Origin of the sequence: Olleya sp. 1-3 (assembly GCF_002836085.1) — a bacterium.
Classification (GTDB): Bacteria; Bacteroidota; Bacteroidia; order Flavobacteriales; family Flavobacteriaceae; genus Olleya; species Olleya namhaensis.
In genome coordinates, this window is record NZ_PJBW01000002.1 from 118,699 (window position 1) to 133,909 (window position 15,211).

Here is a 15,211-nt window from a genome sequence, read left to right on the forward strand (position 1 = left end):
AATATAACATGAAAAATTTCAAGTACATTCTTAGTTTATTCTTGGTAATAACAGCTTTTGTAAGTTGCGAACAAGATGATGATTTGCCAGATGTAAGTGCATTACCTGCACCAACTAACGTGGCAGCAGTTATTACTATAGCTCAAGATAATTCGGGGTTAGTAACAATTACGCCTACAGGAGAAAATGTAGCTAATTTTAGAATTAATTATGGTGATGGATCTGGTACAGATTCTGGCCTACTTAATCCTGGAGAAAGCACTCAGCATACTTATGCAGAAGGGGCATATGATATTGTAATTGCAGCAGCAGCAATAAATGGAAAAACAACGACTGTCGCACAAACAATAGTTGTGTCTTTTCAAGCACCAGAAAATTTAGTGGTTACCATCGCAAATGACGAAGGTGTTTCTAGACAAGTCAATGTAACTGCAACTGCAGATTTTGCAATGTCTTATGATGTAGATTTTGGTGACGCAGCAGGAACAGTAATAACGACTAATATTGGAGAGGTTACTTCTTTTGTTTATGAAGAAGCAGGAACATATACTATTACAGTAACTGCTTTTAGTGGGTCTGTAGATACGGTGTCTTATACGGAAGAGTTTGTTGTAACAGAAATTACAGCTCCTTTAGCAGCAGCGCCAACACCGCCAACTAGAGCTGATGAAGACAAAATTTCTATGTTTAGTAATGCTTATACAACAGATGTAAATGTTAGTTCTTGGAGATCAGATTGGAGTACAAGTACATTAACAGATATTCAAATTGATGGCGATGATACTAAGTCTTATGTAGATGCAGATTTTGTTGGAGTAGAATTTTATGGTGGAGACGCTGTAGATGCTTCGACAATGGAATTCTTTCACTTGGATGTTTGGACCGCTAATGCGGAAACATTTAGAGTAAAGTTAGTTGATTTAGGAGGTACTGCAACGGAAGCAGAAATAGTGTTTGAAGGTATCGCTCAAGGCGAATGGGTGTCTCTAGATATTCCTATGGCTGATTTTATTGCTGCTGGTATGACTGCAACAAATTCAATTCAACAATTAATATTTTCAGGTTTACCAACAGGAACCTTTGATTTTTATATAGATAACGTGTATTTCTATAAAGCACCTTCTGCAATGGGAGATACAACATGTGCAGTACTTCAAGATTTTGAAGGAACAGCACCTGCATTTACATCGTTTGGTAATATAGCAGATACGCAAATTATTGCTAACCCAGATATGTCAGGAGAAAACACTTCAGCTAATGTAGCACAATTAGTTAAAACAGCTGGATCAGAAGTTTGGGCAGGAACATTTTTTGACGTAGCATCACCAATTGATTTATCTACTTGTAATATGATAAGCGTTAAGTCTTGGTCACCAAAAGCAGGAGCAACGGTTAGACTTAAAATAGAAAATAGTGCTGATAATACTCAGTTTTACGAAACGGATGCAACTACATCTTCTATTAATACATGGGAAACTTTAGTATTTGATGTTTCTGCAGCAGCAGCATTAACTTATGATAGAGTCGTATTATTTTATGATTTTGGAGTAGCTGGAGATGATTCTACTTATTATTTTGATCAAATAGAAGTTGTGAGTACAGGTGGAGGTTCAGGTGGAACTCCTGCATTACCTTTTCAAGATTTTGAAGGTGCAGCACCAGCATTTACAGCATTTGGAAATATTGCAGATGTACAAGTAATTGCTAACCCAGATATGTCAGGTTTAAATACAACAGCTAATGTTGCAGAGTTGGTTAAAACAGCTGGTTCGGAAGTTTGGGCAGGTGCATTTTTTGATGTAGCAACGCCTTTAGATGTTAATACGTATAACAAATTAAGCGTTAAAACATGGTCTCCTAAAATGGGAGCTGTGGTGAGATTAAAAATTGAAAATAGTGCTGATAACACACAGTTTTTCGAAATTGACCTAAGTACAACAACTATAAATGCTTGGGAAGAGTTAGAATTTGATATTAGTGGCGCAGCAGACTTTAATTATGATAGAGTCGTGTTATTCTTTGATTTTGGAGTAGCAGGTGATGATTCAGTGTATTATTATGATGAATTTGAATTGAAGAACTAATAATCAGTTAAAAAAAGAACAAATGAAACATATACTAAAAATTAGTTTGCTATTAAGCATTGCTATTTTCTTTATTGCTTGCCAAGAAGAGGATCAGACGTTTGGTAATATAGTGGCGCCAACAAATATTGTTGTAGTACCAGAGATTGTTGGTCAAGATGCTGCCAATCCTAATGGAGATGGAAGTGGATTAGTAAATTTTACAGCAACTGCAGATAATGCATTAAGCTTTAAATATAGTTTTGGAAGTGCTGTTGTAAATGCACCCTCTGGAACTACAGATTTTACCTTTTCAGATTTAGGTGTAAACACTTATACGGTAACGGTGGTTGCTTACGGTACAGGAGGTGTGTCTACAACGACAACACTTGAAGTTGAAGTTTTGGCAACCTATTCTGCACCTGCAGATTTGTTAAATGCTTTAGTTGGTGATGGATCTAAAACATGGCGAATAAAATCTGAAAGTCCAGGACATTTTGGTCTTGGTCCAATTGGAGGTGTGGTACCTACGGAATGGTATGGTGCTGGTCCAGGAGAAAAATCGGCAACAGGAATGTATGACGACCGTTATATTTTTAATACAGACGGAACGTTTACTCATATTGTTAATAGTGTAAATGATGATCCTACAGTTAACCCTGAAGGAACTGTGTTTGGACGTGAGCCTTTAATAAATGAATTAGGTCCACATAGCGAAACGCCAAATGGAGCAGATATCGAAAATTATCCATACCAAGACTATTCTGAAAGTTGGGTAATTACAGCACCAGGAGGTGTAGAAACCATTAATCTTACAGGTTTAGGGTTTATGGGGTATTACACTGGAGGTAATCATAGATATGAGATTTTTAGTCGTGATATTCCTAATGAGATGATTATTAGAACTACAGATGGAAACAGTGAGTTTGATTGGTGGTTTATTATTACTTCTCAAGAAGAAGGTAGTTCTAACGAGTTACAGACTATTTATAACGATTTATTTTGGGCTGATGAGTTTGACATTAATGGTGCTCCAAATCCAGCTAATTGGACATACGACTTAGGAACAGGAGATAGTGGTTGGGGTAATAATGAGTTGCAGTCTTATACTAGTAATGCTGATAACGTAATTGTTGAAGATGGTATTTTAAAAATCACTGCAAAAGCAGATGGTGCTTCTTATACTTCTGCACGTATTAAATCTGTGGACTTATTTGAGTTTACGTATGGTAGAGTAGAAGTTAGAGCAAAGTTACCTGCAGCACAAGGGACTTGGCCTGCAATATGGATGTTAGGAGCAAACTTTGAAACAGTTGGATGGCCAACAAGCGGAGAGATTGATATTATGGAACAAACAGGTCAGGATAAAAACACGACTTTAGGGACGTTACATTACCCAGGAATGTCAGGTGGAAATGCTAATGGAGGTGCAACGCAAGTAGCAACGTCAACATCAGAATTTCATAATTATAGTGTAGAGTGGACACCAGATGTTATTAAGATTGTTGTAGATGGAGACGTTTTTCACACAGTAATTAATTCAGATGCATTACCATTTAATAGTGATTTCTTTTTTATTCTAAATGTGGCAATGGGAGGAAGTCTTGGAGGAGATGTTGACCCAGCATTTACGGAGGATACAATGGAAATAGATTACGTAAGAGTTTATCAATAAATATGAAATTAAGCAAGTATTATTATTTAGTCTTAGCAGGTCTTCTCATTATTTCATGTAAAAATAATAATGAGAACGACTTAGCTATAAGTGATGACAAAACATCAAGTATTGATGATAAAGTAGCTACGCTATTGTCTAAAATGACCTTAGAAGAAAAAATAGGTCAGATGAATCAGTACAATGGCTTTTGGGATGTTACAGGTCCAGTGCCAGAAAATGGAGACCAAGCTAAAAAGTACGAGCATTTACGTAAAGGATATGTAGGCTCAATGCTTAATGTTAGAGGTGTCAAAGACGTTAGAGCTGTTCAGAAAATAGCGGTTGAAGAAACACGTCTAGGGATTCCTTTAATTATAGGTTTTGATGTTATTCATGGTTATGAAACCTTAAGTCCAATTCCAATTGCAGAAGCTGCAAGTTGGGATTTAAAGGCTATTAAAAAATCGGCAGAGGTTGCAGCAAAAGAAGCTTCGGCAGCAGGTATCAACTGGACATTTGCACCAATGGTAGACATTTCTAGAGATGCCCGTTGGGGACGTGTAATGGAAGGCGCAGGAGAGGACACGTATTTAGGGTCTAAAATTGCGGTGGCAAGAGTTAAAGGATTTCAGAGTGACGATTTGTCAACCCCTTTTTCAATAGCAGCATGTGCTAAGCATTTTGCAGCTTATGGTTTTGCAGAAGCTGGTAGAGATTATAATACTGCAGATGTCGGAACTTCAACATTATACAACGTTATTTTTCCGCCATTTAAAGCAGCAAAAGATGCGGGTGTTAGAACATTTATGAATTCGTTTAACGAATTAAATGGTGTGCCTTCAACTGGAGACGAATATTTACAACGTGATGTTTTAAAAGGACAGTGGCAATTTGATGGTTTTGTAGTTTCGGATTGGGGCTCAATTACAGAAATGATTGCTCACGGACATGCCGAAAACGGTAAGCATGCAGCAGAATTAGCTGTAAAGGCAGGTTCTGATATGGATATGGAGTCGTACTTATATGTCGAAGAGTTAGCTGGTTTGGTTAATGACGGTACGGTTAATATTAAAGATATTAATGATGCTACAAGCCGAATTTTACGTGTCAAGTTTGAATTAGGATTATTTGAAGATCCATATAAGTATTTAGATGAAACTCGAGAAAAAGAAGTTATAGGAAGTCAAGAAATACATGATGCAGCTTTAGATATGGCTAAAAAATCTATTGTACTTCTTAAAAACGAAAATAATATACTTCCACTTAAAAAAGAGGGACAAAAAATAGCATTAATCGGTGCTTTAGCATCAGATAAAACAAGCCCTTTAGGTAGCTGGCGTATTGCTGCAAAGGATAGCACTGCGGTTTCTGTTTTAGAAGGTCTAAATAAATACTCAGGTAATACCATTACTTATGCTAAAGGTGCGGACGTCTCTATAGGTAAAACGGAATTTGCTTTTGAAGTAAAAATTAACACCTCTGATAAAAGTGACTTTAATGATGCCATCAAAGTTGCTAAAAAAGCAGATGTAGTGGTTATGGTTTTAGGAGAACATGGTTTTCAAAGTGGAGAAGGTAGAAGTCGTACAGATTTAGGATTACCTGGTGTACAGCAACAGCTTTTAGAAGCAGTATATAAAGTTAATAAAAACATTGTTTTAGTATTAAATAATGGTCGTCCGTTAACCGTGACATGGGCAGATAAAAATATACCTGCAATTGTAGAGGCTTGGCAATTAGGAACACAATCTGGTAATGCTATTGCACAAGTTTTATACGGAGATTATAATCCTAGTGGTAAATTACCAATGACATTTCCTAGACACGTTGGACAAGTCCCAATTTATTATAATTATAAAAATACGGGTAGACCAACTTTACCAGGAGAGGATATTGTGTTTTGGTCGCATTATCAAGATGAGAAAAACACACCTTTATACGCTTTTGGTCATGGTTTAAGTTACACGACGTTTAAGTATGATAATTTAAAAATTGAAAACACTTTTTCAGAAAACAAAACAGTAACGGTTTCAGTAGATGTTACTAATACAGGAGAATTGAAAGGAAAGGAAGTTGTTCAATTGTATATCAGAGATTTATTTGCAAGCATCACACGTCCTGTAAAAGAGTTAAAAGGATTTGAGCTAGTCGAATTAGATCCAAACCAAACAAAAACAATAACCTTGTCTTTAACTCAAGAAGAACTTGGTTTTTTTAATAATCAAGGTCTTTTTATTGTAGAAGATGGTGATTTTGAAGTCTTTGTTGGTGGAAGTTCTGAGACAGTATTAACGGATAAATTCAAATTATAATGAAGCTTTTAAAACTAATCGTATTACTTGTTTTCTGTTTTTCTTGTAAAGAGAATCAAGATAACAAGAAGTTAAGTAAAGCTAATGATGTATTTAGTTTTACAGATCAGTTTAAAGGCGCGCAGTTAAATGAGTCCTATTGGAATTACGACCTTGGTGATGGTTGCCCTAATTTATGTGGTTGGGGTAACAATGAAAGACAGATTTATACTAAAGAAAATGTATCTGTAAAAGATGGTAACTTAATAATTACAGCGACTAAAGATTCGACTGGATATTATTCAGGAAAAATCACAACTAAAGACAAAATTGAATTTCAATATGGAACAGTAGAAGTTAGAGCTAAGTTGCCTTTAGGTTCAGGTTTATGGCCTGCATTTTGGATGCTAGGGTCTGATATAGATACTAATACTTGGCCTGCTTGTGGTGAGATTGATATTTTAGAATATGTAGGTAAAATGCCTAATCAAATTCATACTACATTACATACACCAGACAGTTATGGAAAGTCTGTAAACACAAAAATTTCAACGATTGAAGATATAGAGGAAGGATTTCATAATTATAAAACCAATTGGACTAAAGATTCGATTTCATTTTATGTAGATGATAATTTAGTTTACACCTTTTCTCCAGACGTTAAAAATGAAAAAACATGGCCTTTTGATAAACCTTTTTATCTAATAATAAACTTGGCAATTGGCGGAAATTTTGGAGGTCCAGAAGTGGATGATTCTATTTTTCCTCAAGACTTTATTATTGACTACGTAAAAGTGTCAGGGTCTAATTAATCTTAACTACAATCACCATGAAAAAAATTACAGTATTAGTATTTTTATTTGCGACAACACTAGGGATATCTCAGGTATTACCTATAGATTACTCAGATCCAGCTGACGTCATGAATTGTTTTGATTGTGGTTTTATGCTCACAACAGATGCCGGAAATGATGTCGGCCAAATAGCAGGTGGTGGTTTGTTATACGATACCGCACAACTTAATCTAGCAGAAAATTTAGATCTGTCTGACGATGCTAATAATACTATTACTTTTAGAATTAAACCTATTGCAGAATATGGGACACGTACACATTTATTAAAATTTGAAGGTGGTACAGGCCCAAATACAGAATTATCTTTTACAACTACCGGTACGGATTGGCAAGTGGTAAGTTTAGATTTTCCTGCAGGTTTAGGTAATTACGACTTAATGGTGTTTTTTCCTGACTTTAATAACAATGAAGTAGGTACCTACTTAGTAGATGACTTTGCAGGAGGAACAAATATAGCACCAATTCCGGAGTTAGAAATCCCGTCACCAACACCAACAACACCTAATAACGAAGTGTTAAGTATTTTTGGAGATACAGGTGGATTTACTAATGTTTGGACAAATGATTATACGTTTGGAGAAACTACAATAGTTGATACAGATCCATCAGCGGTGATTAATAATACCTTTAAAATGGATTTTTCTATTGCAGGATATGGACAAGGAACAAATCCAGGTGCAGTAACAGATTTATCGGCATATAGTAATTTTCATTTTGATTATTATACGACCAATGCCACTCAGATTAGAATGATTTTGATTGAAGAAGATGGCGCTGTTTTTGAGTATTTTTATGAACTTCCAACAGAAGAAGCATTCGTTTTTAACCAATGGCAAAGTGTTGATATACCATTATCTTTTTTCACAGATCAAGGCTTTAGCTTAGATAAGTTTTTTCAATTTAAAATAGGAACCGAGTCAGATTTAAATACAGGTATCGCTTATTTTGATAACCTATATTTTTCTTTAAACCCAGGGACTAGCTTAAGTGTTGATAGATTTAGTGCTAATACGTTTTCTGTTTTTCCAAATCCTACAACATCAGATTGGAATATTCAATCTACAAAAACAGTTAATACAGTGCACGTTTTTGATGTATTAGGAAAAACTGTTTTTACACAAAAAATAGACGCTTTGCAATTTACAATACCTACAGATAATATGCCTTCAGGATTATATTTTGCAAAAATATATTCTGATAAAGGTAACCAAACCTTAAAATTAATTAAAGATTGATAGCCCTTAGCCTAAACAATAAAAAAGGATGTAATTTTTAATTACATCCTTTTTTTTATACTTTAAAATATTTAATGCTATTCGACCCGACTTAGGTCTTGTAGGTTTTCAATTTTTATCTGTTTTCCTTTAGTGCTAATCAAGCCTTCTTTTTTAAATTGAGATAAAATACGGATGGCGCTTTCAGTAGCAGTACCAACAATACTAGCGTAATCATCTCTAGACAAGTTTAAGGCTAAATAACCGTCTTGGTCTATATCAAACGTTGTTTGTACATAGATTAAGGTTTGTGCTAAGCGCTGTTTTACGGTTTTTTGTGCCATATTAACAAGACTATCTTCAGAAGTCTTTAAATCTTGAGCCATGCGTTTTAAAATATCCATAGAAAAATTGACGTTTTTTTGTAAATCACGAACAATTTCTTGTCTAGGAATAAAGCAAATTTGCATATCATTTATAGCTACAGCTGTCAGGTTTGATATTTCTCCACTAACTAAAGAGCGTTGCCCCATCATACCGCCTTTAATAGCTAGTTTTACAACTTGTTCTTTTCCGTTATCGCTAAGTTTAGTTAATTTACAAACGCCTTCTCTTACACAGTAAATACCATTTAAAGATTCTCCTTCTCTAAAAATGATGTCTCCTTTTTTTATCACGCTACTTGTTTTGCAAGCAGACACACGGACTAACTCCTCCTTGGTAAGGGTCTTTAGACTATTAAATTGCCTTACAATACACTGTTCACATTTACTCATACCTAATTTTGTTGGAAGTATACCAAAAGTATACAATATGTAACATGACAAATATCATAAAATATAAGCCAGTAAAGTGTAACCTTTGTTACAGGTAAATGAGCAAATTATGGAATTAAAAGTATGTTATCATTGTGGCGATAATTGTACAGATACAACTATCCTTTTAGAGGATAAACCGTTTTGTTGTCAAGGCTGTAAAACGGTGTATGAAATCTTGTCTGAAAGCGATTTAACGTGTTATTACGACTTACAATCGTCTCCTGGAGCTATTCCAAAAGAGATTGAGGGGAAGTACGACTTTTTATCTCAAGATAATATTATTGAGAAGTTAGTCGAATTTGATGATGGTAAAACACAAATAGTCACACTTTACATTCCACATATCCACTGTAGTTCTTGCATATGGATTCTAGAAAATTTAAATAAGTTAAATCCTGCGGTTACTTTATCTCAAGTTAATTTTGGTAAAAAAACAGTGCGTGTTTCTTATAATACAGCATCGTTTTCGCTTAAGCAGTTGGTATTGTTGTTAAGCTCTGTAGGGTATGAACCTTATATTAGCTTAGACGATTATAAAACGGGGCAAGAAAATGTAAATCGTAGTTTAATTTACAAATTAGGAGTTGCCGGTTTTGCTTTTGGGAATGTGATGTTTTTATCTTTTCCAGAGTATTTTGAGGTCAACGAGTTTTGGTTAGAGCAATACAAGCATGTCTTTAGATGGATTATGTTTGCTTTTTCTTTACCTGTTGTGTTTTATGCTGCTCAAGATTATTTTATATCGGCTTACAAAGCTATTAGAACACGAATTTTAAATATTGATATTCCTATTGCTTTAGGTATTATTGTTTTGTTTGCACGTAGTACAGCAGAAATAGCATTCGATTTGGGCTCAGGATTTTTTGATAGTTTAACAGGGTTGGTTTTCTTTTTATTATTAGGAAAATTTTTTCAGCAGAAAACCTATTCATTTTTATCTTTTGAACGCGACTACAAGTCGTATTTTCCAATCGCAGTTACAAAAATTTTTAATGGCGAAGAAGTGCCGGTTCAGGTTTATGATATCGAAAAAGGGGACCGTTTATTAATTCGAAACCAAGAACTAATTCCCGTAGATGGTATATTAATTAACGGGAATGCGAAAATAGATTACAGCTTTGTTACTGGCGAGTCTGAAACGGTTACCAAGCAATCTGGTGACAAGTTGTTTGCCGGAGGTAAGCAAACCTCTGGAGTTATTGAGATGGAAGCGATTAAGTCGGTTGAGCAAAGTTATTTAACACAATTATGGAGCAATGATGTGTTTAGAAAAAATAAGGACGATGGCTTTACAACGTTAACCAATGCGATTAGTAAGCGTTTTACAGTGGCTGTTTTAAGTATTGCTTTTATTGCTACAGTATTTTGGTTATTTAAAGACTCTAGTAAAGCTTTAAATGTATTTACAGCAGTTTTAATTATTGCTTGTCCGTGTGCTATTGCTTTATCCGCACCTTTTACTTTTGGTAATTTATTACGCATTTTAGGAAAGAAAAAATTCTATATAAAAAACGCTTCGATATTAGAGCAATTAGCACATATCGATACTATTATTTTTGATAAAACAGGAACAATTACTTCTAATAAAAAAAGTGATGCACAGTATGAGGGATTACCTTTAAGTGCTGCTGAAGAAGTCTTACTTAAAAACACACTGCGTGGCTCTAATCATCCATTAAGTCGTGGTTTGTATGATATTTTAGAAGAGAATAATATAGTTACACTAGATACATTTGAAGAGCATTTAGGTCAAGGGATTGAAGCGTCTCATGCTTCTGATAATATTAAAATTGGCTCTGCTAAATTTGTAGGGTTTCAAAATGAAAATGCAGTATTAAATACAGCAGTACATATTAGTGCTAACAATAACTATAAAGGAAAATACACGTTTTATAACAGTTACCGTAAAGGGTTATCAAAGCTGTTTAATAAGTTGAAAAAGAATTTTGATCTTGTCATTTTGTCGGGTGATAATGAAGGGGAACTAGAAAACCTTAAAAAGTTACTACCAGCAAAAACTAAAATGCTATTTAATCAAAAGCCAGATGATAAGTTGGAGTATATTAAATACCATCAAACGGAAGGCGCAAAAGTATTAATGGTAGGGGATGGTTTAAACGATGCTGGTGCTTTGGCACAAAGTAACGTGGGTATTGCTATCTCTGAAAATGTTAATGTGTTTTCTCCAGCTTGTGATGCTATTTTGGATGCTACAAAATTTAATCAATTACACCAATATATAAAGGCGTCTAAAAGTGCCATTAAAATTATAAAATGGAGTTTTGTACTCTCTTTTTTCTACAATGTTATTGGATTGTATTTTGCGGTAACAGGACAATTAGCGCCAGTAATTGCTGCTATTTTAATGCCTTTAAGCTCTATTAGTATTGTTGTTTTTACAACAATAGCCACTAATTTGGTAGGACGAAAATTAAAGTAGTTGTTTGATAAATAGAAGGAAGTCACTAAGACTGCTCTGTGTACTTTTTTTTCTAGTATTACTATCGTTTCGTTTTAAATTACTGCGTTTTGGCAAATTTTCCGTGTAAGCGAAAAACAATCTTAAATAAATCTTAATTTTTTTTGAGAATTTAATTCAAACATGATAAATGTCATCTTTTAAAACAGGCATCTAAGCTACTTTTGTAGCATAACTTCTAATAGGTATGAGCGTTATATACATTTTACTAACAGTCAGCATTGTTGTCGCAATTGTCTTTTTTATAGCCTTTATATTGGCAATAAGAAACGGACAATTTGATGATAGCTATACGCCTTCAGTAAGGATGCTTTTTGAAGATGAATTGGTTAAAACCACAGAATCACTAACTAAGAATAATAAAAAGACTAATCACAATTAATTATGGAAATGCAGCAATTTTATTACGATAACAAGATCGTTAAAAAGTTTCTTTACGCAACCATGCTCTGGGGAGTTGTTGGTATGCTTGTAGGGTTGCTTTTAGCCTACATGTTTTTATTCCCGAATATGACAGACGGAATTTCATGGCTAAGCTTTGGACGTTTAAGACCTTTACACACCAATGCGGTGATTTTTGCATTTGTTGGTAATGCTATTTTTGCAGGGGTTTATTACTCTACGCAACGTTTACTAAAAGCTAGAATGTATAGCGATTTACTAAGTAATATTAACTTTTGGGGATGGCAATTAATTATTGTTGGTGCCGCCATAACATTACCATTAGGATACTCTACATCTAAAGAATACGCAGAGTTAGAATGGCCTTTTGATATTGCTATTGCTTTAATCTGGGTGGCTTTTGGGATTAACTTGATTGGTACGATGATGAAACGTCGTCAACGTCACCTATACGTTGCTATTTGGTTTTATATTGCCACATTTGTAACTGTCGCTGTATTACACATATTTAATAGTTTAGAGTTACCGGTTAGTTTAACGGGTATGAAAAGTTACTCAGTTTACGCAGGGGTGCAAGATGCCTTAGTACAATGGTGGTATGGACATAATGCGGTTGCCTTTTTCTTAACAACACCGTTTTTAGGGTTAATGTACTATTTTGTACCTAAAGCAGCCAACAGACCAGTATATTCTTATAGATTATCAATTGTTCACTTTTGGTCGTTAATCTTTATTTATATATGGGCTGGACCACACCATTTATTATACACAGCTTTACCAGAATGGGCTCAAAATTTAGGTGTTGCATTTTCTATTATGTTATTGATGCCATCTTGGGGAGGTATGATAAACGGACTACTAACACTTCGTGGTGCATGGGATAAAGTACGTGTTGATCCTGTACTTAAATTTATGGTAGTTGCTATTACAGGTTATGGTATGGCAACGTTTGAAGGTCCAATGTTATCGCTTAAAAATGTAAATGCGATTGCGCATTATACAGATTGGATTATTGCACACGTGCATGTTGGAGCATTAGCTTGGAACGGATTTTTAACCTTTGGTATGATTTACTATTTGGTACCAAAATTATTTAAAACAAAATTATACTCTTTACCATTAGCAAACCTTCATTTTTGGATTGGTACCTTAGGTATTATCATGTATGCCTTACCAATGTATGTTGCAGGGTTTACACAAGCTAGTATGTGGAAACAATTTAATCCAGACGGAACATTAGTGTACGGTAACTTTTTAGAAACAGTTACTGAGATTATGCCAATGTACTGGATGCGTGCTATTGGAGGGACTTTATACTTAACAGGAATGTTAATCTTAGTGTTTAACGTAATCCAAACCATTAGAAAAGGTAGTGTTGTTGAAGATGAATTAGCAGAAGCTGCAGCATTACAACGTGTGTCTAAAAAACGTGTTTCTGGAGAGGGATGGCACACTTGGTTAGAACGTAAACCTATTAAATTAACTATAGGTGCTACAATAGCTATTTTAATTGGTGGTGTTGTACAGATTGTACCTACAATAATGGTTAAATCTAATATACCAACCATTAGTAGTGTTAAACCATACTCTCCTTTAGAGTTAGAAGGTCGTGATATTTATATTAGAGAAGGTTGTGTTGGATGTCACTCTCAAATGATTAGACCATTTAGAAGTGAAGTAGAGCGTTACGGAGAATATAGTAAAGCAGGAGAGTTTGTTTATGATCATCCATTTTTATGGGGAAGTAAACGTACAGGTCCAGATTTACACCGTATAGGTGGTAAATATTCAGACAACTGGCATTTTAACCACATGTATGATCCACAAAGTACCTCGTCAGGATCTATAATGCCATCTTATAAATGGTTAATAGATAATACGCTAGATAAGACTGATATCGAAGCTAAAATGAAAGTGATGGTAACATTAGGTGTCCCTTATACAGATGAGGATATTGCAAATGCACAAGCCGAAATGTTAGCACAAGGAACACAGATAGAAAAAAATCTTTACACAGATCCTGATTTTGCAGAAGCTTATGAAGCTAGTAAGAAAAACGGAGGTGCTGATTTTGTAGAAATGCGTAACCGCGAAATAGTAGCAGTTATAGCTTACTTACAACGTTTAGGTACTGATATTAAAGAAGGAAAAGAAGAAACAACCGTACAAAACTAAAACGTCATGTTAAAATTTGTAAAAAATCATTTAGACAGTATTGCAGGTGTAGAGATATACCCAATACTATCATTACTTATATTCTTTGGTTTTTTTGTAGTCCTTTTTTGGTGGGTAATTACCGCCAAAAAAGACTATATCACTCAAGTAAGTAATATTCCATTAGAATTAGACAACGAAAACGAAAACGAAATCGAATGATCAGACCAAACGCTTTATTATTTAATTATAAAATAATAAAAGTCAAAGGTTCTATTTGTCTATTTCAAAACAATAAAAACTAATCAAATGAAAAAAATAATCCCATCATATGTAAGAGTCCCAGCTCTCTTTTTTGCCATCTTTGGATTGGTAGAATATTTTGTAGACTCTGGAGATAAACCCGCTTTTTTAGAGTATCCAATTATCATGTTATTTTTAGTATTAGTATTATTTATACTAATTGCTGTAGAAGGTATTGTTGGATCTATAGAAAACGTATTGTTTCAAAGTTTAGATGAAGCAGGTAAAGCACGTTACCTAGCAAACACCTCTAAAGTACCAGAGTTTAAAAAAGCTAAAGCGCTGTACCATAAATTAAAAGGAGGAGAAACTCCAATAGAAGAGGAGCATGAAATTATCCTTGACCATAACTACGATGGTATAAAAGAGTTGGATAATAATTTACCACCATGGTGGTTGTATTCTTGGTATGCTTCTATGGTTTTTGCTGTAATTTATTTATTTAATTTTCATGTTACAGGGTCATCAGATACACAATACGAAGAATTGGATAACGAGTATGCTCAAGCTAAAATAGAAATTGAAGCGTATAAAAAAACAGCTAAAAATTTAGTAGATGTTAACTCAGTAGTTTTATTAACAGATGCGGCAGATCTTCAAATTGGTAAAAAAGTATTTGATGCTAACTGTGTTGCCTGTCATATGGCAGATGGAGGTGGAGGTATTGGACCAAATTTAACGGATAAATACTGGATTTTAGGAGGAGACATTAAAAGTGTGTTTCATACAATCTCTGAAGGAGGTAGATCAGGAAAAGGTATGATCTCTTGGAAAAAAGAAGGTTTAAAACCATTAGAAATGGCTCAAGTTGCAAGTTATGTATTGTCTTTACAAGGTACAACGCCAGCTAAAGGTAAAGATGCTGAAGGCGATTTATGGCAGCCGGAAGGAACAGAAGATACTACAACTCCAGCAGAACAAGAAAACACTGAAGCTTTAGAAATAGGTGAAACTATTTCTAGTAATAATTAAATTA

At 34.5% G+C, this 15,211-nt stretch carries 11 protein-coding genes; 10 read left to right on the forward strand and 1 reads right to left on the reverse strand.

What is annotated here, in order from left to right; translation table 11 throughout:
* The first annotated feature begins 8 nt into the window (after window positions 1–8).
* Genes CXF54_RS02500 through CXF54_RS02520 form a run of 5 tightly spaced genes read left to right on the forward strand, consistent with a single transcriptional unit; the run spans window position 9 to window position 8,100 of the window.
* On the forward strand, window positions 9–2,084 hold the full coding sequence (locus tag CXF54_RS02500; RefSeq protein ID WP_157823376.1) for a PKD domain-containing protein: 2,076 nt from the start codon (window positions 9–11) through the stop codon (window positions 2,082–2,084).
* Window positions 2,085–2,106: 22 nt separating this feature from the next.
* The gene (locus tag CXF54_RS02505) at window positions 2,107–3,738 is read left to right on the forward strand and encodes a family 16 glycosylhydrolase (protein WP_101202320.1); all 1,632 of its coding nucleotides are present in this window, start codon (window positions 2,107–2,109) and stop codon (window positions 3,736–3,738) included.
* A 2-nt stretch (window positions 3,739–3,740) separates the two neighbouring features.
* On the forward strand, window positions 3,741–6,032 hold the full coding sequence (bglX, locus tag CXF54_RS02510; RefSeq protein WP_101202321.1) for a beta-glucosidase BglX: 2,292 nt from the start codon (window positions 3,741–3,743) through the stop codon (window positions 6,030–6,032).
* Window positions 6,032–6,823: a family 16 glycosylhydrolase gene (locus tag CXF54_RS02515; protein ID WP_090838820.1), complete on the forward strand. Its 792-nt coding sequence runs from the start codon at window positions 6,032–6,034 to the stop codon at window positions 6,821–6,823. The genes bglX and CXF54_RS02515 overlap by 1 nt, the downstream gene beginning before the upstream one ends.
* A gap of 17 nt (window positions 6,824–6,840) precedes the next feature.
* Window positions 6,841–8,100, forward strand: a complete 1,260-nt coding sequence (locus tag CXF54_RS02520; RefSeq protein ID WP_101202322.1) for a T9SS type A sorting domain-containing protein — start codon at window positions 6,841–6,843, stop codon at window positions 8,098–8,100.
* A 77-nt stretch (window positions 8,101–8,177) separates the two neighbouring features.
* On the opposite strand, the gene CXF54_RS02525 is transcribed toward CXF54_RS02520, so the two are convergent.
* Window positions 8,178–8,855, reverse strand: a complete 678-nt coding sequence (locus CXF54_RS02525) for a Crp/Fnr family transcriptional regulator (RefSeq protein ID WP_090838955.1) — start codon at window positions 8,853–8,855, stop codon at window positions 8,178–8,180.
* A 109-nt stretch (window positions 8,856–8,964) separates the two neighbouring features.
* Here CXF54_RS02525 and CXF54_RS02530 point away from each other — a divergent pair, with 109 nt between their 5' ends.
* The 5 genes from CXF54_RS02530 (at window position 8,965) to CXF54_RS02550 (ending at window position 15,207) form a co-directional block, all read left to right on the forward strand.
* Window positions 8,965–11,337 (forward strand): heavy metal translocating P-type ATPase, encoded by a 2,373-nt coding sequence (locus CXF54_RS02530; RefSeq protein WP_101202323.1) that lies wholly within the window; start codon window positions 8,965–8,967, stop codon window positions 11,335–11,337.
* Window positions 11,338–11,563: 226 nt separating this feature from the next.
* A complete protein-coding gene (ccoS, locus tag CXF54_RS02535; protein WP_090838814.1) occupies window positions 11,564–11,758 on the forward strand; it encodes a cbb3-type cytochrome oxidase assembly protein CcoS in 195 nt (64 codons plus the stop codon).
* Between the two features lie 2 nt (window positions 11,759–11,760).
* A complete protein-coding gene (ccoN, locus tag CXF54_RS02540; protein ID WP_101202324.1) occupies window positions 11,761–13,953 on the forward strand; it encodes a cytochrome-c oxidase, cbb3-type subunit I in 2,193 nt (730 codons plus the stop codon).
* A 6-nt stretch (window positions 13,954–13,959) separates the two neighbouring features.
* Complete coding sequence (locus CXF54_RS02545) at window positions 13,960–14,154, forward strand: CcoQ/FixQ family Cbb3-type cytochrome c oxidase assembly chaperone (RefSeq protein ID WP_090838809.1); 195 nt, start codon at window positions 13,960–13,962, stop codon at window positions 14,152–14,154.
* Between the two features lie 87 nt (window positions 14,155–14,241).
* Window positions 14,242–15,207, forward strand: a complete 966-nt coding sequence (locus CXF54_RS02550; protein WP_101202325.1) for a cbb3-type cytochrome c oxidase N-terminal domain-containing protein — start codon at window positions 14,242–14,244, stop codon at window positions 15,205–15,207.
* The last annotated feature ends 4 nt before the right edge of the window (window positions 15,208–15,211 follow it).